This window comes from Clostridiales bacterium (assembly GCA_030016385.1).
GTDB lineage: Bacteria > Bacillota > Clostridia > Clostridiales > Oxobacteraceae > JASEJN01.
Genome location: JASEJN010000048.1, coordinates 1 through 24855, shown reverse-complemented (window position 1 = coordinate 24855; position 24855 = coordinate 1). Strand labels below are relative to the sequence as shown.

15 protein-coding genes are annotated in these 24855 nt (G+C 38.0%); all 15 read left to right on the top strand.

Features of this window, described 5'->3' with window-relative positions; genetic code table 11:
• Positions 1-210: 210 nt before the first annotated feature.
• The gene (locus QME45_11030; protein ID MDI6619187.1) at positions 211-2631 is read left to right on the top strand and encodes a beta-galactosidase; all 2421 of its coding nucleotides are present in this window, start codon (positions 211-213) and stop codon (positions 2629-2631) included.
• Positions 2632-2756: 125 nt separating this feature from the next.
• Positions 2757-3782, top strand: coding sequence for a LacI family DNA-binding transcriptional regulator (locus QME45_11025; protein ID MDI6619186.1), 1026 nt, complete (start codon positions 2757-2759; stop codon positions 3780-3782).
• A gap of 495 nt (positions 3783-4277) precedes the next feature.
• Positions 4278-6668, top strand: coding sequence for a beta-galactosidase (locus QME45_11020; GenBank protein ID MDI6619185.1), 2391 nt, complete (start codon positions 4278-4280; stop codon positions 6666-6668).
• Between the two features lie 13 nt (positions 6669-6681).
• Positions 6682-9030, top strand: coding sequence for a glycosyl transferase (locus QME45_11015; GenBank protein ID MDI6619184.1), 2349 nt, complete (start codon positions 6682-6684; stop codon positions 9028-9030).
• A 47-nt stretch (positions 9031-9077) separates the two neighbouring features.
• Entirely contained in the window at positions 9078-10556 is a 1479-nt protein-coding gene (locus QME45_11010) for an extracellular solute-binding protein (protein ID MDI6619183.1), read from the top strand.
• A gap of 98 nt (positions 10557-10654) precedes the next feature.
• Positions 10655-13591 carry an extracellular solute-binding protein gene (locus tag QME45_11005; GenBank protein ID MDI6619182.1) on the top strand — a complete coding sequence of 979 codons (2937 nt, stop codon included), beginning with the start codon at positions 10655-10657 and terminating at the stop codon, positions 13589-13591.
• Position 13592: 1 nt separating this feature from the next.
• Positions 13593-14480, top strand: coding sequence for a sugar ABC transporter permease (locus QME45_11000; protein MDI6619181.1), 888 nt, complete (start codon positions 13593-13595; stop codon positions 14478-14480).
• A gap of 12 nt (positions 14481-14492) precedes the next feature.
• Positions 14493-15368 (top strand): carbohydrate ABC transporter permease, encoded by an 876-nt coding sequence (locus QME45_10995; GenBank protein MDI6619180.1) that lies wholly within the window; start codon positions 14493-14495, stop codon positions 15366-15368.
• A 14-nt stretch (positions 15369-15382) separates the two neighbouring features.
• Positions 15383-17401: a YIP1 family protein gene (locus QME45_10990; GenBank protein ID MDI6619179.1), complete on the top strand. Its 2019-nt coding sequence runs from the start codon at positions 15383-15385 to the stop codon at positions 17399-17401.
• The gene (locus QME45_10985) at positions 17394-19634 is read left to right on the top strand and encodes a DUF5696 domain-containing protein (protein ID MDI6619178.1); all 2241 of its coding nucleotides are present in this window, start codon (positions 17394-17396) and stop codon (positions 19632-19634) included. The genes QME45_10990 and QME45_10985 overlap by 8 nt, the downstream gene beginning before the upstream one ends.
• 3 nt (positions 19635-19637) lie before the next feature.
• A complete protein-coding gene (locus QME45_10980) occupies positions 19638-20525 on the top strand; it encodes a sugar ABC transporter permease (GenBank protein MDI6619177.1) in 888 nt (295 codons plus the stop codon).
• Positions 20526-20533: 8 nt separating this feature from the next.
• The gene (locus QME45_10975; GenBank protein MDI6619176.1) at positions 20534-21478 is read left to right on the top strand and encodes a carbohydrate ABC transporter permease; all 945 of its coding nucleotides are present in this window, start codon (positions 20534-20536) and stop codon (positions 21476-21478) included.
• A gap of 56 nt (positions 21479-21534) precedes the next feature.
• Positions 21535-22599: a hypothetical protein gene (locus QME45_10970; protein MDI6619175.1), complete on the top strand. Its 1065-nt coding sequence runs from the start codon at positions 21535-21537 to the stop codon at positions 22597-22599.
• Positions 22600-22706: 107 nt separating this feature from the next.
• Complete coding sequence (locus QME45_10965; protein MDI6619174.1) at positions 22707-24110, top strand: trimethylamine methyltransferase family protein; 1404 nt, start codon at positions 22707-22709, stop codon at positions 24108-24110.
• A 196-nt stretch (positions 24111-24306) separates the two neighbouring features.
• A partial coding sequence (locus tag QME45_10960; GenBank protein ID MDI6619173.1) for a hypothetical protein occupies positions 24307-24855 on the top strand: 549 nt, incomplete at its 3' end.

Sequence of the window (24855 nt, the reverse complement as noted above, 5' to 3'; positions counted from 1 at the left end):
GCCAAGAACTTATCAAAACTTTCATAATGCTCATTCGTTGCTCAAAATAACACAACCCTATTTATTCCTGATTTCAAATTACAAATTGGAGATTTATTTAACTTTTGACTTGAGTTTTTATATTTATTTTGTTAAAATTGAAATTATAGTGAAACGTTTCTAATATGATTTTTTATTTTTAGTTTTCAAAAAGAAGAGAGGGTATGGGTAATGATTGAAATCAGGAATAAACAAATTCTGATCGATGGCAAGCCGCAGATTATCATGTCCGGTGAAATCCACTATTACCGAGTGCATCGAAGGGACTGGCAGGATCGCATCAATAAGCTGAAAGCAGCAGGCTGCAATACTGTCGCATCATATATACCATGGCTTTGCCACGAACAGGTGGAAGGACAATTTGATTTTGACGGCAAAACCAGACCGGAATTGAATTTGAGCGCATTTATTGACTTATGCAAGGGAAATGGTCTTTATTTCTTCGCGAGAACAGGGCCGTTTATAATGGCTGAAATGAAGAATGAGGGTTTGCCTTACTGGGTATATGCAAAACACCCGGAAATTATTCCTGTTTCATGGGATGGTAAAAAAGTTCCAACTAAAACGGTGGATTATCTTGCACCCGGTTTTTTAGAGGAAGTACATAAATGGTATGCAGGTTTAATGCCGATAATTGCGTCAAGGTTGATTACAAAGGGTGGCAATATTATCGGCGTTCAGCTTGACAATGAAGTCGGAATGCTTTCATGGGTCAGCAACTGTCCTGACCTTACAGACAATGTGATAACAGATTTTATTTCATGGCTTAAAAAACAATATACTCCCAAGGAAATTATAAGGAGATATCCATTTGATACCGATAATATAGATATATGCGGCAAGGCATTTCGCTCACCTGAAGAAGAGTATGTGGCAGAATTTACATATGATCTCGGGCATTATATGAGAAACCGTTTTGCAAGATATATAGCTTTGCTTCGCTCATATGCCGAAGAGTTCGGCGTTGAAGGTATTCCGTTCATAGTCAATGTCCATGGTACGGGAGGCGGCCGCGGTCTTACATTCCCGATCGGTATAAGTCAGCTTTACGAAGCTTATACTCAGGCCCCAGGTTATATTTCAGGTTCCGATATATATTTAGGCAACCTGACGATGGATAATTTCCAGGACCTTTATCTTATAAACGGATTCATGGATGCTGTAAATAATTCGGACCAGCCCTTGACATCAGTTGAGTTTGAATGCGGAGACGGCAATTACGGATGTACATATGGCGGACGTTATGATCCATCGGCCGCTGATTTCAAAGCCAGGATGTGTATAGCGCAGGGCAACCGTATGTTAAATTATTATTTGTTTGCCGGCGGGACCAATTACCGTCTTGACCCTAAACCAGATGACGGAAATGACCGTATAGCTTTTACAGGAGAGCGCCATGGCTTTGCAGCGCCGGTAAGCCCGGAGGGCGAACTCGATTACGTATACCCAAGGCTGGCAAGAAGTACGAAAACGATAATGGCCGTATCAAGCAAACTTTCGGAAATGAAGGAAGAACATGATAATGTAGCTTTTGCATTCATACCGGATTATTATATGACCGAATCCCGCTATCCATGGAGCGATAAAATGGCTGAAATTATAAAAGATGTCGAAAGAAGGCGTGCCTCAGGAGCATGGGAGATCATGGCACGGGCAATGCTTCTTTCATGCTATCGCTTTGGCTCAGTGGATATTCAAAACAGAAGGTTAGATCCTGAGTCAGTGCCGGTTTTGGCACTTGCTTCAGCATGTTACATGGACGGTGGCGTACAGCAGAAGATAGTCGATTATCTGAATGACGGAGGCGGGATACTGCTTTATGGCGAAGTTCCGATATTTGATATGGAAGGCAATCCATGCACGATTCTTGCTGACGCAATGGGAGTGAAACATGCCGGCTTCTGCCGTGAATCAGATGATTTTTATTTATCATTGTATGCCGATGGATGGGCTGCGCCAAGACCTGAAGTAAGGGTACAGTCTGCTCAGGTTTTTAAAGCAGGTAAAGCAAATGCGATTTTGAGGGTTTATGGAACAGACATGATATGCGGGTTCGATACAAAAGTTGGAAAGGGAAGGGCAATAGTTATTGCAGCCGATTACATCTGCGATATTCCGCTTTTCAAGTCATCTCTTGAAAAATTAGGCGCCAATGCAGCTCTTGGGCATGACTGCCCTTATAGAGGCATATTCATGACATCGACTGTAAACAAATGGGGTGAACGTTTTCTTCATATATTGAATCTTGATGGATTTGACAAGGAAATGTATCTTTATGAAAATGGACGGAAACTTTTAGGCGGACGTAAATTTTTATTGCAGAGCAAGGATGCCGTGATGCTGCCGATTGACATGAAATTAAATAATGTTGGAATAAAATATTCAACTGCCGAAATTAAAGAGATCAAAAAAGAGTATATCGGATTTCGACTTACTCAAAGGCAGGATGTCATAGCATTTGATCCGCCAATTGAAATTATTCCCGATAAAGATTACATTGTAAAAAGAGAAGATAATACTATTATGGTAATTTCACAGAAGAATGCAAAGGTTGACGACAATTTAAAGATTTTTTTAAAACCGGAGTTATAAATAATAATACTTAACAGAATCTTTATATTGTTATATAATAAACGAAATAATGGATATAATGAAAAAAGTTACATAAAGATGTAAAAAATGATAACTGAAACGTTTCTTTTGGATGAGGAGAATATATGGTTACTATTAAAGATGTTGCAAAAGCAGCCGGAGTTGCTGTTTCTACCGCCTCCTATGCTCTGAATGGAAGTTCTAAAGTGAGCGAGAAGACCAGAAAAAAAGTCATGGAAATAGCGGAAGATATGAAATATGTTCCCAATACTTTCGCTCAGAATTTAAAAAAGACTAAGACAACCAAACTTATTGCCCTGATTGTGTACGATCTAAATTCACCTTATTATGATAAGGTAACAAAAGGGATTCAGGACGTAGCGTTTTTGTTTGGATACAGTGTTATTATTTTTTGTGAATATAACTTTGGAAGAGACGGCTCATATAATTTTTTAAAAGAAGGTATAGTTGACGGAGCAATTATAGTAGGTTCAAGTTTAACTGATGATGATATTGCAAACTTAAGTAACGAAGGGTTGCCTTTAGTACTCCTGGATAGGAAAATAGAACAATCGGATATTTGCAGCGTTCTCATCAATAATAAAAAAGGAGCGAGTGAAGCTGTAGAATATTTGATCGGCTTGGGGCATAAAAAAATAGGATTTATAAGCGGCAAAGAAAACTCATATGATAATGTCGGAAGGACCAGGGGATATATTGAGACATTAACAAAGAACGGCTTTAAGATTAATAAAGATTATATATTGCAGGGAGGATTTACGGAAAAATCAGGTTATGATGTTATGAGAAATTTTCTTAGCAGTTCTGATGATATTCCAACGGCTTTTTTCTCTGCCAACGATGAAATGCTGATAGGAGCGATGAGGGCAGTTCACGAAAAGGGGCTAAAGGTGCCTGAAGATATTGCGTTTGTAGGATTTGATGACATACAGGCGGCTACTTATGTTAGACCTAAGCTTACCACTATAAAAAGCCCGATATACGAAATAGGTTCTTTTTCAGGCCATATGCTATTTAACCTCATAAAGGGGAGGGTAAACGGCAGCAGCATAACATTGGATACTGAATTGGTTGTACGGGAATCAAGCGGAGGTAAAAAAGCTGATAACAAAAAATATAATATAAGTTAAATGTTATTTTAGCATAAAGTAATCGGTATATAAATTTATTTATAACCGGTTGCTTTTTTTGCGGCAGGTTGTATTTATAAATAAGCTGCTGCCAAATCAAGCCTTGTCTTTTGAAATCTTCAAAGGAACATATGACCATAAAAAATGGAATATAAATATTTAATAAATATTATAAAAAATATTGATTATTTTATGAATTGTGATAAAATGAAGTTAGCCAAAAGTGAAACGTTTGGGATTATAAATTTCATTAAATCATTATCTAAAAGAAAATAATTTTATTAAAATATATCATGTAATATGAGCATATTATATAAATATAAGGTATATTGCTGTGTATTTTAAATAAAATACCAATATTATTACATAAAACCCAGTATGTGGTTTTACGAATTTCAAACTATTAGGGAATATAATAAAGAACGATTGCTTATATTACGAAACGTTACACTACAAAATAACTTACTAATCTTAATTTTGAAAAGGACATATACAATGGATAAAAAAACAATGGATAAAAAAGTGGCATTTAAGGATAATATTTTTTATATTAAGGGGCAGGAATGCTTTTTATTTGGCGGAGAGGTGCACTATTTCAGGCTTCCTAAATCCGAATGGGAAGATAGGATTTTAAAAGTAAAAGCTGCAGGAGGAAATCTGATAAGCACATACATACCTTGGATAATACACGAAGATATCGAGGGAGATATAGACGTTACGGGTAAAAGGCGGCCGGAAAATGATCTTGGTTACTTTTTGAAAATTATTAAAGAAAATAATATGTACTGTATGATACGGCCGGGCCCTTATATCATGAGCGAGATTGTAAATGAAGGACTGCCGGGATGGATATATGATAAATTTGACGACATAGTTGCTTTAGACAAATACGGAAATAAACATCCGTCGAGATGCGTATATCTGCTTCACAAGGGATTTCTTGAATTGGTGGATAGATGGTATAAAGCTTTGGGCAGTGTCGTAAGGCCATATATGATAGAAAACGGCGGACCTGTCGTAATAGCACAGCTTGACAATGAAATCGGCATGATGCACTGGTGCAGCGGCATGGCAGATTATTCATTGCAAAATATAAAGGATTTTAATATATACTTACATGAAAAATATGGCAGCACTTTACAGAACGAATATAAAGGAGTGGATTTTGACGAAGGGTTTTATGATTTCGTATGCAATCCCCCGGCCCGTCTTGCAAACAAAGTAAGAGTAGATTTGTCACTGTATATGAGGGAGTATTTTAAAAGATATTTTGCTGCGCTTAAAGAAAAATTCAATAAGTATATGGGACAGGTTCCTGTAGTCGTAAATGTCCACGGATTTGACTCCGTCGACATTATAAAACGCGGCATGCGCTACCCCATTGGAGTATCACAGCTTTCGAGAGTATGCGACATCGAAGACACCGTGATGGCCGGGGACTATTATATAGGAAATATTTTTTATGATAATTTTCAGGATATAATGCTTGCAAATGCTTTTACGTATGCAGTGCAAAAGGAAGGACAACCTTTGTTTTCAGCAGAATTTCAGGGAGGTTTTCAGGTAGATACGCCGAGAATGCAGCCGACGACATATGATCTTACCACACGCTTATGCGTTGCAAATGGCATGAACAGCCTTAATTATTATATGTTCGCGGGAGGCACAAATGTAAAGGGTACGGGTCTGCTGGGAATGCGTCATTCATGGCAGGCGCCTGTAGATACTGATGGGTCCTTAAAGCCTCATTATAAAGTAATCGCCCATCTGGCAGATATTATCAATGCGGCAGGAAAGTCTTTGCTTCATACCCGTCAGGAGTCCGTAGTGCATTTAGGTATAATTCCGGAATATTTTATGACCGAGTACAAGGATGAGAATTCAAAAGATATTTGCGACGAACTTGTGATGTACCGTGAGAACCTTTTATATGAGGGAATGGGCAAGGGCATGTCCATTATGAATATAGTCTATGAAGGCTATAACCTGACAAAGGGTAAGAGAATCGATATATCAAAGGTACCGAAGCTCGCCGTATTTTCAACAAGATATATGGATAAGGAAATACAGCAGAAACTAATAAACTATGTAAAAGACGGAGGCAAGCTTTTGATATTTCCGACGCTTCCTGTCATGGATCTTCAGGGAAGGCCATGTACTGTACTGTTGAACGAACTGAATTGCAAGGCAGATGTCATCGAAGGCGGTTTTGCAAAATATATTGATGATGTTGAAAATCTTATCATATTCAATGCTACAAATTTTGGCGATGTAGAAAATGTTTTTGCAAAATACGAAAAGGATGATATGAATATCGGCTTTACGAAAGAAATCGGGAAGGGAAAGATAGTCGTATTTGGAGTAGGCATGGCTCATGACTATTATTATCGGGATCAGGTGGTTCTGAATTTATTCAAAAAGATCGATGTGGCGCCATTGTTCAGGACAGATAATATATGCGATAAACTGAGCCTGATTTCAAGAGTGAATAGCGATGGTGGAAGATATCTTTTCATTAATAATTTTGATGAATATGATAAAAAAACAAGATTTTACATGAAGGATAAGCCGTTGTTTGACGGCAAAGAGATGGTGATAAAAAGCAGGAAAGGCCTGATGCTTCCTCTTAATATGAGGATGGACGATGATATCTTTGTAAAATATTCAACTGCCGAAATATCATCTATCGAAAAGACAGAGGATGGTACTGTAAAGATAAGATTGTCCTTGGGCCAGCCGAAGGATGAGATAGTATTGAAGACGAATTTGAAAGTCAAGAAGGATAAAAGTTATACGGTAGCGGCCATTGGAGACAACTATTATAAAATTGTTTCAAATAAGCATGGATATATAAACGATAATATTATATTGCAACTGACAAAATAAAGGAGCGAATGCTATGAAGTTTATCAGCAAATACGGATATTTCACTGACGATGGAAAAGAATATGTTATAACCGATCCTCATACTCCAAGACCCTGGGGGAATGTAATTTCAAATGGCGATTACTCAATAATAGTGTCACAAACAGGAAGCGGATATTCCTGGAGAGGGAATGCAGGTCAGAACAGGATTACCAGATCATTTCAAGATCTTATAAAGGATAACTGGGGGAAATATATATACATAAGAGATACTGAAACCGGTAAATACTGGTCTGCAGCATGGATGCCCGTTCAGGCAGATTATGAATTTTACAGGGTACGCCATGGAATAGGCTACAGTATATTTGAACACAAGGTGGATGGAATTTATACAAGCACTAAAGTATTTGTGGCCCCGGATGATCCCATGGAATATATAGAAGTTAAAATAAAAAATGAAAGCAAAAGGGAAAGAAAACTTGATCTTACCACATATTTTGAGCTTGCGCTTGGTTTTGCGCCAGATGAACACAGGGAATATCATAGATTGTTTATAGATACGGGCTTTGATGAAAAAAACAATGCGCTGACGGCAGGCAAACTTATATGGCTCAATGACGATACATGGAGGTATACATTTTTTCACTCTTCAAGCGAGAAGATAGCATCTTATGATACCGATAAAGAATCGGTAATAGGACAGTATAGAAATGAAAAAAATCCGGTGATGATGGAAAAGAAAAACTTAGATGGAAGATCGGGAAGATTTACCGATGCCTGCTCTTCCATAAGAGTGGAAGTTGAAATAGCAAGCGGAGAAGAAAAGACTGTCGTGTTTACTCTCGGGGCAGCTGAAAAGGGCAAGGAATCTTATGTTGACCTTGCAAAAAAATCTTCCGTCGATGATTGCAGAGCGGCATTTGATGGAGTTTTAAAGCTGTGGAGCAGGTTTATCGACGCCGAGGTGGTAAATACACCGGATGAAGCGTTGAACATTATGACGAACATATGGCTCAAGTACCAGGCGATTTCCTGCAGATTATGGGGAAAATCAGGGCTTTATCAGGTAAGCGCCGGATATGGTTTCAGAGACCAGCTTCAGGATAGCTTAATATTTTTGGAGAGTGCTCCGGAGTTTACTAAAAAGCAGCTGCTGCTGCATGCTAAAAATCAGTTTCAGGAGGGCGATGTTTATCACTGGTGGTTTACTATAGGGGGAGGCGGACCGCGTACAAATTGTTCGGATGACCTTCTGTGGCTTCCTTTCATAATGGATGCTTATTTAAAAGAAACCAGGGATTTTGATATACTAAATGAAATTGTGCCTTTTGTAGATGGAAAAGATGCGGCTGATATGTATACACATTGCAAGCGCGCCATCGAAAAGTGTTTCTCGCGGTTCAGCCCGAGGGGAATTCCTCTGATGGGTGACCATGATTGGAACGATGGTTTGTCCTGCGTAGGTTCAGGCATGAAAGGCGAAAGCTTCTGGGTAGCGGAATTTTTGTATATGATACTTAAAAATTTTATACCTGTAGCTAAAATGAGAAATGATGACCTGTTTGCGGATAAATGCAGCGATGTAATGAAAACGCTGGAATTTGCGGTAAACAAATTCGGATGGGATGGAAAATGGTATCTTCAGGCAACTACAGATAACTGGCTTAAGGTCGGATCGAAGGAAAATGATGAAGGCAGCATATTTTTAAATCCCAACATATGGGCGGTAATATCAGGAATTGCAGATGAAGAAAAAAGCAATATCGCTATGGAAAGCGTTACGAAATATCTGCTTAAGGATTACGGTGCTTTGCTTTTATATCCTGCATATACGAAAGCAAGAAGCGATATAGGATATATATCAAGGTATGCTCCGGGACTCAGGGAAAACGGCGGAGTATACACACATGCCGCTACATGGGCGGTATGGGCTTATGCACTTATCGGGGATTCTAAGAATGCTTATGAGGCATACAGAAGGATATGCCCGCCGAACCGTTCAAAGGATATCGATGCATACTGGTCGGAGCCATATGTTACTCCCGGAAATTCAGACGGACCGATATCGCCTTATTATGGAAGGGGAAGCTGGACATGGTATACGGGATCTGCACAGTGGCTTCATAGGGTTGCAACGAACTGGATATTAGGCGTAAGGGCAGTTGATGACGGGCTGGAGATTTCGCCATGTATCCCGTCAGAGTGGAAGGAATATAATGTAAAGCGTATTTTTAGGGGCAGCATATATAAAATCAATGTTAAAAATCCAAACAATAAAACCAGCGGCGTAACAAGAATTACTGTAGATGGCAGAGAAATTCAAAGGAATATAATACCCGATATTGCCGATAAGGGGCAGCATATCGTAGAGGTTATTATGTAAATAAGGCGCTTCATGCGCTTTATAAATAAAATTAAGGAGGATATGAAATGAAAAGAAAACTAAGCCTTGTTGTAGCTTCTTTAACTGTTTTAGCACTGATTATGACATCATGTGCAGGCAATAAAACGAAGTCCAAAGAAACATCGCAAAAAAAGGAGCCGGTCAAAATTGTTTGGGGTGGCTGGGAAAACAAGCTCATGGCATTGGAACTTATTGAAAGATTTAACAAAGAAAATCCCGATATAAAAGTTGAATTTTTCTCTAACGGACAATGGCTTGGGAATGAACAGATGTCCAAGTTAGTTGCTTCAAATCAGATGCCGGATATCATAAACCTTGAAAATCCTGTGGTGCCGGTTCAGAACGACTGGGTAATCGATCTGAAACCTTATCTCGATAAGGATACGGGAAGCAAGAAGTTGTATAATAACTTTGTTAAATATGGTACAGTAAATAATAAGGTGATAATGCTTCCTGAAAAGATTTATTTATGGGGTCTGTTTGTAAACAAAGATTTACTTTCTTCCTATAATATACCTGTACCAGGATATGACTGGACAGTCGATGACTACGTAAATATACTTAAGAAGACTACTAAAAAGGGAGTTTCGATTGGCACAAACGGAGTTAATGAAATCATGAAGCATTTACCTCCTCAGATAAATGATAGTCTGGGATGGGGAAGCTTTAATGAAGCCAAGAAAGAGTATGAACTCGGAGACGAATGGAAGTATGCCGCAAATGTTGCAGCAGATCTGTACAAATCAAATGTAAGCCTTTATGAACATGAGGACGCGCTGGGTGTACCAAGCAATTATCCCGAGGGGTCAAAAGAGCAAAAGGATGTCAATGCAAAGAGAGAGAAATTCATGGAGGATACCGTCGGTGAGAAGACCGACTATGATGCATGGTTAAAAGGCAAGGCCGCTACATGGATGGACTTTTCGTGGTCTCTTGGATTTGACAAGAATGCCGGCTTTGGTGGCTTTGACTGGGATTATTATCCCTTCCCTACAAAGGACAAGGGTGATAAATCAAGACCGGGACTGGTTGTCGATTCACTTGCTATAACAACAAAATGCAAAAATCCTGATGCTGCGTTCAGATTCTTGAAATATCTTACTTATGATGTTAAGGGCTTTGACGATAGGTATGATATTGTAAAAAATTACAACAAAGACAAGCTTAAGGAAAAATACAAGGGAGTGCTGGACGATACATTCTTCAATGAGCCTTTAAACTTTGGCAATATTCCTGCTATAAACGATCAGGCGGTAATAAGCAAATGGCTTGAACTTAACAATACAAAACCGGGAGTCGCATATATGATAGGAAATATGGGAACCGGATATGTTGATGGATTCAAAGTTACGCCGGGATTCGATGAAGCTTACCACAAGACGATCGAGAAGACGGTTGTAGAACAGGTTTATACAGGGAAAAAGACTCCGGAAGATTTAGCGCAGGAGCTTCAGGATAAAGCGAATGAAATTACAAAGAAAGCATTTGATGCATTAAACAAATAGTACAGTAGTAATATTATAGAAATGTAAAGGGCAGTACTGCCCTTTACATTTCTATAATTAAAATCTAAGATGTCAACTTTCAGAAGGGATTGAACTCTATGGTAAGGAAAAAAGTTAAATTTAATATATTGTTTCTATGCTTTGCAATACTGATAAATACATTTTCAGCATTTCCAGCGATGGCTCTTGATGAAAAAACGGAAGAGAATTATTTCAATGCTCAAAAGCAAAATAATGTTAAACTCGTTGAAAATATTGATGATTACACGATAAACCCTTCTGAACTGAAACTTAATCCGGGTAGCAGCAAGGCTACATTGATTCCTGCATCAGAGAGTAAGGGATATGAAGAGCCGATATTAAGCATTAAAGGAAAATCAAAAATAGAATTTGATGTGGATGTAAAGGCAGCAGGAGGGTACAACATAGCTTTAGATTACTTTTTACCCGAAACATCCATGGAAGATCTCAATATATCTTTATTGATTAACGGAGAGTATCAATTTTATGAGAGTAGAAATATAAAGCTGCCGGCTTCATGGAAGGATTCAACTCAGGATTATAAAGAAGACGACTTTAAAAATCAGCTTTTTCCTTCGCCGGTACGCATATATAAGTGGCAGAGCAAAGCTTTAAACAGTACTATTTATAATTTGAAAGTTCCGTTCATATTTAATTTAAAAAAGGGCATAAACACTATTACAATCCAGAATAATGACATAGCTTTCTATCTTGGTAAAATCAAGCTGGTTGGAAGTAAAAAAACTATAGATTACAGTGAGTACAGCAAGCAATATACAGGTGCAGAGCCTGCGAAAGATCAGTATATTGAAATTGAAGGAGAAAAATACTCTGAGAAATCAGAATCATATATAAGGGGTTCAAAGGGAAACAATCAAAATGCCTTTCCATATGACCCTGTGAAGAAAAAAATACAGGCTTTAGACGAATCCATGTGGGAAAACCCTGGGGAGGGCGTTTCATACAAAGTAAACATATCAAAGGACGGCTTTTATTATATAGGTTTTAAATTCACCCAGGATGTGAAAAAAGATATGCCTGTGTTTAAAAACATATATTTAGACGGGAAAATCCTATTCGATGAAATGAGTGGCTATATGTTTAATTATACAGGAATGAAGTATCAGAATAATGTGCTGGGGAATAAAGAACAAAAGTATATGTTTTACCTTAAAAAGGGTGAGCATACATTGACTATTGAAAGCACTGCGTCCAAGCTTTATAATGCTAATGAAAATCTTTTGTATGTAATAAACAAGCTGAACAATATAGCGCTTGAGATAAAATTTATAACCGGAGACAAGACAGATAAAAACAGGGATTGGGGTATCGATGAATTCATACCTGATATTAAAAAAGATTTACTTCAGTGCGCAAGCATTATAGATAATGAATATAAAGAACTGAATTCGATTGTTAATAGGACTAACATGCCGGAAGTTGCCGACTTAAAGGTTGCGGAAGAAAAACTTATAAAATTTTCAGGCAATCTCAACTTTATGGTAAATAACCTTGATCAGCTATCTCAAGGCAGCGGTTCGGCTACGGATCTTATTTCGTTGATTTTACCCGAGCTGTTAAAGCAGCCGATGGGGATCGATAAGATATATATTACCGGTGATTATAGCAAGATCCCTCCTGCAAATTCCGGATTCTTAAAAAATTTATATGAAGGAACTAGAAAACTGCTGGCTTCTTTCTTTGAAAGATATGATAAAAATGAGAGCAAGGATGAAACTAAGTTAAATATATGGGTAAACAGGCCTATGACTCATATAGATATATTAAGAGAAATGATAAACGAAGAATTTGAGCCGAACGAGCACATAAAAGTCAACATTTCCGCGATGCCTGATGAGCAAAAGCTTCTTTTGGCAGTGGCATCAGGCAGGGCTCCTGATGCTGTATTAGGGGCGTCATCATACAGGCCTTTTGACTTTGCATTGAGGGGTGCATTGTATGACTTGAGGCAGTTTGACGATTTCGGCAAAGTCATAGACAGTTTTAATCCTGAAATGTTTGTGCCATATATAATAGGGGACTCATGTTATGCCGTGCCAGAAACAGCCAATTTTAATGTGCTTTTTTACCGCAAGGATATATTGAACAAACTGAATTTGAATGTTCCAAGGACATGGGATGACGTAATAGCAATGCTTCCTACACTATCAAGGTACGGGATGAGCTTTAATACGTTGATTGCCAATGTAGGGGGATTAAAACATTTTGGAACAACCGTCCCATTCATACAACAATATAATGGAAAGGTTTACTCTGAGGATGGTTCAAAAGTTGAACTGGGGGATCCGAATACAGTTAAGGCATTTAAATTGATGACAAATCTATATACAAGGTACAGCCTCCCTGAAAATATACAAAATTTTTACGATAGCTTTAAAAGAGGCGTTATACCGATAGGTATGTCCGATATGAATACTTATATATTATTGAAGCATACGGCACCTGAGTTAGAGGGCCAGTGGGGCATAGCTCCCGCTATCGGCGTCAAAGATCAGACAGGTAAAATACTGAATTACTATCCATCTGTAAATACAGCATGTATTATAATGAAGAATTCCAAAAAACCTGAGGATGCCTGGAAGTTTATTAAGTGGTGGATGAGCGATAATGTTCAGACAAGTTATGCCAATGACATGCAATTGAGATATGGGCCTGAATATATATGGAATACGGCTAATTTAAAGGCGCTTGAAAATTCAACAGCATACAGCGAAGATGATAAGAAAGTCATACTGCAGCAGCTTAACAATACAAAGGAAATACCAAGAAATCCCGCTTATTTTTCAGTAGAACGTGAATTATCCAATGCATGGAACAAAGTCGTATTTAACGGAGTCGCTCCAAGGACAGCACTGGATCAGGCGATAATTATATCAAACAGAGAAATTCAAAAAAAGCTGAAGGAGTTTGGTTACATGGATAGCAACGGTAAACTTATAAAACCTTTTGAAATGGCAACAGCGAAAAAAGTATTAAGTTGGAAGGAGCATTAAAATGAAGCGTAAGTCAGATTCATCAATATACGTAATGCTGGGGCCCTATATAATATTATTTTTGTTTTTTATTGCCCTTCCTGTATTATTAGCTATAATATTGAGTTTTACATATTTCAATACTGTACAAACGCCAAAATTTACAGGTTTGTCCAACTATATTTCAATACTTACTCAGGATGACGTTTTTATGAAAAATGTGCTGCCGAATACGATAAAGTTTTCACTCATAGTAGGACCTTTTGGTTATGTACTTCAATTTCTGCTGGCATGGGTACTGGCGCAAATTCCTAAAAAGCCAAGGACTATTTTTGCGCTGATATTTTATTCACCTTCCATGACGATAGGTGTTACGATGGTTGTCATGTGGAAGGTAATCTTTTCGGGAGACCAGTTCGGATATTTAAATTATATCTTTTTGAATTTGGGTCTTATTGATAAACCTGTGCAGTGGCTTCAGTCGCCGCAATATATAATGCCGATAATGATAATAGTGTCGTTGTGGTCAAGCATGGGCATAGGATTTCTCGCGATGCTTGCAGGTGTCTTGAATATAGATCCGGAGCTCTATGAGGCAGGATATATCGACGGCATAAAGAACAGGTTCCAGGAAATCGTATATATAACCATACCGTCCATGAAACCTCAAATGCTGTTCGGGGCAGTTATGGCAATTGTAAATGCTTTCAGCACCGGACAGATAGGCGTCGACCTTACCGGCGCTAATCCTACGCCTCAAAATGCCGGGCAGACGATGGTAAACCATATAGAGGATTACGGCTTCTTAAGGTATGATATGGGATATGCGGCGGCTCCTTCCGTTATATTGCTTTTGATGATTTATGTAGTGTCGCAAATTGCAAACAAGTTGTTCGTTGAAAAGGATTGAAGAGGTGAGAATATGAGCAGCTATCAAGGTACTAAAATTAACCCGACTAAATTTGATAAAAGTCAACTGAAATTTTATTTTATTTTAATGCCGCTTGCAGTTTTTATGTTATTGCCTATTATATATATTTTTTCTACAGCCTTTAAACCGCTTAACGAATTATTTGCTTATCCGCCAAGGTTTTTTGTAAGAAGGCCGACCATGGATAATTTTAAGGATATCATCGGTTTTATGTCTCAATCCGGTGTGCCTTTTTCGAGGTATGTTATTAACAGCTTGGTTTCATCAGTATTGGTTGTGATCATATCGGTATTGATATGCGTCAGTGCAGGATATGTGCTTTCTAAAAAAAAGTTCAGAGGGAAGAAAACATTGTTCGCAATTAACACAGTTTCCTTGATGTTTGTTCCTGCTGCCGTAAAAATACCGAGATACTTGCTGATAGAAAAAGCAGGTCTTTTAAATAATTTTTTAATGCTGGTGCTTCCTCTTGTAGCTATGCCTGTGGGATTATTCCTGGTAAAGCAGTTTATCGACCAGATACCGGACTCTTTGATTGAAGCCGCCAAAATAGATGGTGCCAATGAATATGTTATATTGTGGAAAATTGTCGTTCCCATGGTAATGCCGGCGCTTATGACTGTAGCTATATTGGCATTCCAGAATTCATGGAATACGCCTGAACCGTCGACATTGTATATAAATGATGATACGCTCAAAACTTTTGCATTTTATATGTCGGCTCTGACATCCCAGACTGGGAATACCGTTGCAGGACAGGGAATGTCGGCTGCGGCGGCGCTTATATTGTTTGTACCAAACCTGGTTATATTTATTATGATGCAGAATAAAGTACTCAATACGATGGCATATTCAGGCATTAAATAAAGGGAGAGCATTATATGAAAAGGATAATTATTACAATTATTGCGGCAGTATTTATTTTAATAAGTACAAAGCCTGTTTTTGCATCCAGCTGGCAATCGACAAGTCATACTGTAACATATTCGATAAATGAAAAGCTTGAAATATCACAGGATGCATATATACCTGCGGGTATTTATATGGATCTGGAGTTATCGAGCCCTCAGGATCTTTATGTTTCCAATGACAGATTATATATTGCAGATACCGGGAATAAAAGGATCGTTGTGGTAGATCTCAAGACTAATGTGGCCAGCATGATAGGGCAGGGGATATTATCCCAGCCGACAGGTGTTGCATCAGATAAAGATGGAAAGATATATGTCGCCGATTCAGCAAACAATGCGGCATACAGGTTTGATAAAACCGGAAAGCTGGAATTTACTTTTACCAAGCCTAAGACTCCCAATTTTGGGAAGAATCAGGGGTACAAACCGGTAAAGGTTGCCCCGTCTGATGATGGCGGAGTATATCTGATAAGTGAAGGATCTTTGGCCGGGATTATACAAATCAACGGCAGGGGGGACTTCCTGGGATATTTTGCGTCAAATGACGTCGAGGTGGGATTGTTTGAAAAACTTGTAGATATATTTCTTACAAAAGAGCAGAAAAGCGTTTTTCTTAAAAGGACACCTCCTTCTCTTGGAAATCTGTTCAGGGGCAGCAACGGACTTATTTACACTATAAATAAGGGCAGCGCCGTAAAAATTAAAAAACATAGCATAAACGGCTTGAATATGTTCAAGGATGCTAATTATTTACCTCAGCTCGACAATCCCGTGGATATATGCATCGATGACGATGGCAATATGTTTTCCGTTGACAGCAGCGGATTTATTACCGAGATAAACGGTGACGGATATTTTATGTGCAGGTTTGGAGGAGCATCCAAAAATTCAGATAGGCTTGGATTATTTGCTGTGCCGTCCGGCATAGGTACGGATGGAGCGGGGAACATTTATGTACTCGATCAGGAAAGGCAGACCGTTCAGGTCTTTAAGATGAGCCCAGTACAGGTCAACATACATAAGGCAATCGATTTATATAACAATGGTAACTATGAAGAAAGCAAGGTCTTACTGCAGAATATATTGAAATTTAATGATAACTCATATTTGGCTCATTTATATTTGGCGAAGAACTATATGCAGCAGGAGAATTATAAGAAAGCGTCGGAGCAGTTCAGGATAGCGAATGCAAAGGAATATTATTCTGAAAGCTACTGGGAGACAAGAAATATCTGGTTGCAGCAGAATATGGGTTATATAATAACCGGAATAGTCCTTTTGGCATTGCTTGTAAATATACTTAAAGTAATAAGGAAAAAGACAAAGTTACAAGCCCTTGAGGTTGAATACAGAAAAAAGCTATTATCAAAAAGGGTGATCAGGGATTTATCAAAGATAAAATATGCCATGGTGCATCCGATAGATAATGCTTACGATATAAGGATAGATAAGACCGGAAGTGTCCTTTCGGCATCTATAATATATGTTGCCCTGTTTGTACTTTTGGTTTTGCACCAGATAGGTTCGGGTTTTATATTCTCGCAAAAAATCGAGAATTATTCCATATTCACCAACCTTGCTTATTTTATTGTTTTGACAGGATTATTTATTGTGGGCAATTATTTTATAAGCTCCATAGACGATGGAAGAGGAAGAATGAAGGACATATTTATAAGCATCGCATACAGCTTTTCGCCGTTTATCATTATTATGCCTTTTGTGATACTGTTTTCCAACGTCGCCACGATAAATGAGAAATTTTTTATCGATACGACAATACTTGTATTGTTGGTATGGAGCATTATCAATGTTATTCTATCGCTTATAGAAATACATGAATATAGCTTTAAAAAGACGATTAAGAGCATTTTGCTTACCCTGTTTTTTATGGCAGTCGCCATACTGGCTTTTTCTGTTTGGTATCTTTTATTGAAACAGATGGTAGATTTTGTTGTTCAGATTGTTAAAGAGGTGATCTTGCGTGGCTAAGAAAATAATTGTAACTGTTCTGGCTGTTATATTATTTACGGCATCGATTATAATTACGCAGGCTGAAAACCAGGAAACTATCAAAAACGTGCCTGTAGAGGGAAACATAACATACACAAGTTATATGAAAAAGGAAGATACAAGACCTATAAAAAATCCTGAGCTTGGCATCAATGATAAGTTGGTAGCTGAAAATGGCAATCTAGCACTTTATCTCGATAAGGATCAGCTTATTGTAAAAGTATTGGACAAATCAAATGGCTATATATGGTCAAGTGCAGCATCCAATGAGCAACTAAAAGGTATATCCCTCGATTGGCAGCGTTTTGGGAAATCTCTTCTCACTATGGATTTCATAATGCCAAACGGGACTGTAAAGCGGTCGCCTTTAAAGCATGGCTCGGCAAAAGCTCCCCAAATAACCATGATGCCTGATGGATTTAAGGCGCGGGTGAATTTCTTTGAAGCCCAGATTAACCTGGATATTGTCGTAAAACTTCTAGATGATGGGATAGATGTTGAAATACCTGATGAGAGTATCGAATATTTAGGTGACAATGTAATAAGCAGATTGTATGTAATGCCGTTTTTTGGTGCTTCTTACAGCGATGATATACCCGGGTACATATTCGTACCTGACGGCAGCGGAGCATTGATAAGATATTCAAAACCCAAGGAATATAAATCATCTTTTGTAGGCCGTATATATGGTGATGATTACAGCATAAAAAGGCCAGATGATGAGCAGAGTCTGGTGCCTGTAGTGGATGTACAGCAGCTGAGTCTTCCGATATTTGGTATAGCACATGGTTTTAACAGGAATGCATTTTTGGCGATAGTAGAAAGTGGAGAAGATTACTGCGAAATTGAAGCCAGCCCGGCGGGGGCGCTGACTAACTTTTTCTGGGCATCGCCGAGATTTGTATACAATGATTTATACTGGCAGCCCATGGGCACAAGCGAAGGATTTGTTGCAGTGCAGTCTAAAAGGAATGTAGTTAACGCTAAAGTCGTATATAAACTTTTAAATAAAGATAATGCGAATTATATGGGTATGGCAAAAAAATACAAAGAAATTTTAAAATCGGAAGGCCTGTTGACAAAGAAAATCGATGACAAGAAAAATATACCTTTAAAGATTGACGCCATAATGGCCGAGCAGGCTAAAGGGTTGATCGGCAATAAAACCATGACTATGACTAAGCTTTCAGACACCAATAGATGGATTGATGAATTAAATGGCAGTGGAATCGACAACCTTGTGGTTTCGCTTATCGGTTTTGAGAAGAAGGGCGTTAGCGGTCACAGGCTTGATTCATTTGGAATAGACAGAGGTGTGGGTTCAGAAGGAGAACTCAAGGAATTATATGACAATCTCCATGAAAGAGGAAATATACTTGCCCTTCAAAAGGAGATAATGTTTGGTTACAACCATCAGCTAAATAAAAATAACGCATTATTTCACATCGATGGGGGCATCGTAACCAAAAATGAGGATAAACCCTTATATGATGAATCCATATATCTGAATGCCAAACAGGTAAGCGCATATGTAAATTCGTTTAAAAATCTGCCTTATTATAAAAAGAATATAGGACTCGACTCCATAGGGAATATCCTATTTTCAGATTATAAAAAGAATAAAAACCTGAGCAGGGAACAGACGGAAGGCAAAATGAAGGAAATATTATCCATGGCTGAAAATAATACAAACAAGCTGGCGTTGGAAGCACCTAATGTATACGGTTATAAATATGCCGATATGGTGTACAATATGCCCCTTGCCTCATCGCATTTTACGTATGAATCGGACTCGGTGCCTTTTCTGCAGATACTGCTGAGCGGTTATGTGGAATGCTTTTCGCCATATGTGAATTTCAGCACAAACACAGTGGATGACCTGTTGACTTTCATCGACTATAATACTTATCCTTCATATGTATTGACTGAAGATTATTCTAACAAATTTGCAGACACAAATTTGAACTATATTTATTCGTCGAGATATGATGATTGGAAAAGTTATATAGTAAGAAATCATAAATATGTCAATGATATTTTATCCGCAGTAAAAGGAAAGGAAATGGTCGCAAGAAAGGTACTGGACGACGGGATATCATATGTCGAATATGATAATGGCAAAAGTATTATTATAAATTATACAAACAGTGACTATAAATATAAAAATATAGTTATAGACAAGAAATCAGCAAAAATTGTAAAGGGGGAATAAGGCTTGGCGCAAATAAAAAGGTCGACGAGGAACAAAGCAATAGGGCTTGCTTTTATATCTCCATGGCTTGCAGGTTTTTTAATATTTACTTTATATCCAATAATTGAAACCATAAGGTATAGTTTCAGCGATGTCAGCTTTTTGCCTGATAAGGGCGTAAGCACAAAATATGTGGGCCTTAACAATTTTGTCAAAGTACTGTTTGTTGATCCCGATTTTAAACTTAAGATACCCGAATATCTTCAACAGTTATTTTTATTGGTGCCTATGGTATTGGTTTTTTCGGTTTTACTCGCGCTCCTGCTGAATACCAAGCTTAAATTCAGGAGAGTATTCCGGGCGATCTTTTTTCTTCCCGTAATAATTATAAGCGGCCCGGTTTTAAGCAATCTTACTGAAATGGGAGCTACAAAGTTGAATGGCATCGAGAATTTTTTCGTATTTAAATTTATTAAGCAGGCTCTCCCGGGTGCCATATCGGCGCCTTTAGTATATATTTTCCAAAACGTAGTCATGTTTCTTTGGTTTTCGGGGGTGCAGATATTGATATTCTTATCGGCACTCCAGAAAGTGGATAAAAATATATATGAGGCGGCTATGGTGGACGGGGCCTCAGGATGGCAGAAATTTTGGAAGATAACGATGCCGACTTTAAAGCCCTTCATATATTTGAATGCGATATATACGATAGTGGATGTGTCCAAATCCTCCCTGAATCCGTTTATCGAGATGATAAAATATGATATGTTCAGGGACAGATATGGTTTTGGATTTTCTGCAGCCGCCACATGGATATATTTTGCATTTATATTGTTAGCAGTATTCCTTGCCTATCTTCTGTTTGGACGTGGAGAGAAAAAGATAACTGCCGACAATAAACTTCAGCATTGAGGAGTATAATGATGGATATATTAAATGTAAAAAACAAGGAAAAGTTAAAAAAAATAATTCTTGGCAATGGAGAGGAAATGGGAATACTGGAGAAGATTTTACTGTACTCATTGCTTTTTGCGATAGGATTTGTATTTTTATATCCCATATTTGTTATGCTTTCCACAAGCATGAAAAGTGTGTACGATATAGCAAATCCCCTTGTAAACTGGATTCCAATGGGATTCAATGCCGAAAACTATATCAGGGCTTTCAAGGTACTCGGAGGATTTAAGACCATATACGTTACTGTTGGCTCTATGACGCTTATAGCTGTTGCCCAGACTTCTTCATCTGCAGTTATTGCTTATGGTTTTGCAAAGTATGATTTTCCTCTTAAAAAAGTTTTCTTCGCCATAATGCTTGCAACATTCATATTACCCGACCAGGTAACTTTTTTGCCAAAATATATAATGTTCAATTCATATGGTATGAGAGAGACAATATTGCCTTTCCTATTGCCGTCGGCACTGGGACAGGGAATAAAGAATGCCATATTTATATTGATTTTTTACCAGTTTTTCAAGATGATGCCTAAGGCACTGGATGAAGCGGCGGCAATCGATGGCGCAGGCCATTTGAAGACATTTTTGACTATCGATATGAGAATGGCGACTCCTGCGATTGTTGTGGTGTTTATATTCTCGCTTGTATGGAATTGGAATGAAACTTACCTTGCGGATTCATATTTCGGGGAAAAGCTCGTTACACTGCCGTTAGCCGTCTTAAGATTCAAGAAATTTTATGAAACTATGTTTCCTGCATCGGCAGGTGTCAATCCTCTCCTTAAATTGAATCAGGGCATAATAATGGCTGGTACTTTGATTTCTTTGATTCCTCTTATAATAATTTATGCTATTGTTGAAAGGAGGCTTGTGGAAAGTATCGATAGTACGGGTATAACAGGTGAGTAATCCAGAATCTATTATAAAAACAATTTACAAAGAAAATAAATTTGAGGAGGACATTTATGATTAACGTATCTGATTGGAAACACAGGAAAGAGAGATATGAGCAGTATTGGAATTTAGAAAACAAAACTCCCATTTTATATATTACATCACCCAAGGAAAATGCAAATTATGATAAAAGTTTATATAATGTGCCGAGCGACACTTACTGGTTTGATCCTAGTTGGAAAATAAAGGCGATCAGAGATGACTTTAATAATACCTATTTTGGCGGCGATTCGTTTCCTTATGTTTCACCGAGCCTTGGCCCTGATATCATGTCAGGATTTTTAGGATTAAAGATTATATATAATGAAGCAAGTTCATGGGTGGAACATAAAGATTGCCATTTATCGGAACTGGCTAATCTAAAATTTGATAAGGAAAATAATTTTTACTTCAATAAGATGACAGAGATGCTGAAGGCTTTCACTGAGGATGCAAAAAATGGGGATTATATAGTGGGAATGGTGGACTTAAACCCCGGCGCCGATGGCATCGCTTCATTAATAGGTGCAGACAAGCTATGCTTTGAAATGATGGATAATCCCGATGATGTTGATATGATGAGCAGAAAAATCCTTGACCTGTATAAATATGTATATACCTATTTTGATAATATAGTTACAAAATATCAGGGTGGAAATACAAATTGGCTGGGTGTCTACAGCGATATACCGTGGTACTTCATATCTTGTGATTTTATGTGCATGGTATCACCTAAAAGTTTTGACAGGTTTCTGGATTGGGAAATAAGAGAAAGGGTTAAATTTCACAAGCGTTCCATGTTTCACTTGGATGGGGAAAATGCAGTCGTACATTTGGATAAGATTTTAAAAATCGACGATCTTACGGCAGTGGAGGTACAGGCTACCCCATATGTTCACTGTGCAAAGATATGGGTTGAATATATAAAGAAAATTCAGGATGCAAAAAAATGCGTCTGGATTGAGGCAAAAAATGAAGAGGATATAAAAGTCTTAATGGAGAACTGCAAACCTGAAGGCTTGTTTATCAAGACATGGGCCGATAGTGAGGAAAAAGCCAAAAAGATTGAAGATATGGTCAATGATTTTTATAAATAATATATTATCATTGGTTTATAGTTTTTTGATCTTGATAGCCGCAGAATGAGAAAGTATTTTAGATAATTTACATGTGTCCGGATTAATTTTAACTGGAGATGATTGTTATGAAACATATAGAAAACAAGGTAGACATAATGACACCCCACGAAGTGCAATTAGTGCATGAGACCTCCTTAAAAATACTATCGGAAATTGGGATGTCGGTACCTAATAGGGAAGTTCTAAAAAAATGTGAGGATATAGGAGGGATTGTCGATTACGAAAAAGAGAGAATAAAAATACCGGTCAAAGTTATGGAGGATTTAATTGAAAAAATACAGGCAAAATCAAAACGTGATGACAGCGTGAAAAACAAATTAAACGGTTCCATATCGACCCAGGTATTTTATTTCGATTATGAAACAAAAACCCGCAGATATGGTGTAATGGATGATATATATAAGGGCATTAAGCTTATAGATACACTCAAAAACTTCTGGGGTACGAGTGCAATAGTCGTGCCGAGTGATGTTCCTGCGAACATCTCAGATGTCAAAGCTTTTCATGCCGTATACTCTTATGCAAAAAAAGAGGGAGGCACATTTATACTTACGAAGACAGGTGCCAAATATATTGTTGAAATGTCAAAAGCGATGGGCAGAGGATGCGGATACTTTCTTGAGACGGTCAGCCCACTTCAATACAGGAAAGAAAGCCTTGAAATAGCGCTTGAAATGTCAAAGATGGGTTGCGGAATAAGCGTCGGCCCGATGGTCATAGGAGGCGCCATAGGCCCAATAACTATTGCAGGGAACTGTGCATTGCAGAATGCTGAAATACTGGGAAGCATGTTTATAGGAAATGCCCTTACGGGACAGCTGCAGTTTGGTTATGGATGCTTCAATCATTCTATGGATTTAAAAACAATGGTATGCTCTTTTGGTTCACCTAATCAGGCGCTTCTGGGTATGGCAGCGGGACAGATGGGAAGATTCTACGGTTTATCTTCTGTTTCAAATTCCGGTTTAACCGATTCATTGATACCTGATTTTCAGGCTGGATTTGAAAAAGCATCGAGTGCGGTTTTTTCATTGCTTGCAGGCAATTGCGGCATAGGTGGACAGGGTATAGTAGGTGCAGATCAGGGTGTAAGCCTGGAGCAGCTTGTTATCGATAATGAATGGATGGACATGTACAACTATATAATGAGCGGATTTGAAGTCAATGAAGATACATTGGCTTATGATGTAATAAAGGAAGTGGGGATAGGCGGCAATTATATAGCCGAAGAACATACCGTAAGGCATATAAAGGATAGCTACAAAGCCAGCAGATTATTCAACCGTGACAATTACGAAATATGGAATATGAATGGGAAAATATCGACCTATGACAGGGCCCATGAATATGTAGAGGATGTAACAAAGGGATACAAAAATATGGAACCTGTGGTACCGCCGACAACTTTTGAAGAATTGAACAGGATTTTGGCAGAGGCGGAAAAAGAGCTGTCTTTAGAGAGAGAGTAAGATGCATGTTTTCAGAATATATTGACAGAATTATTTTAGTGATATATAATTAATTAAGTTAGTTAATACGTAGCTTAAGGTTATCGTAGAAGTTTTGATTTTTAAGTTGCAAATTTTAAAAGTCAGTTAAAGTGTTTAAAGTATCACCTTTTGTATCACTATTTATTTGAAATTGGAAATGGAGGTAGGAGCATAGTTGAAATCATATGTAGCGTCTCATCTTAAGGATATGAATAGGAAAACGGTATATCAGCTGATATCGTCGGTAGGTGAGATATCCAAGGCTGAAATAAGCAGACAAACAGGCATAAGTGCTCCTACAGTGCTTAAAATAATAGACTATTTTCTGGAGAATAATTTTGTATATGAGGCTGGTGAAGGCGATTCACCTCTTGGGAGGAAACCCCAGATCCTAAAATTCAATCAGGAAGCGGCTTTTTCCATAGGTGTGGAGATGGAAGGTGACTTTATAAAGCTCGGGATTATCGATCTATTGGGGAATATAAAATTGTGCAGGCGGTTTCGTGTATCTCCGGATTTCAGTGAAATAGTAAATAATAAATTAGGGCATTATATTGAAAATATCATCGAAGAATCAGGGATAGAGAAGGGGAAAATATTAGGGATCGGATTAGGGATACCCGGAGTTGTGGATCCTGAGAACTATATTGTAGAGTTTGCACCCTTAGTCGGTATTGCCAGTAAAAAAGACTGCAAAGACATAATAGGTAATCTCAGAGATGCC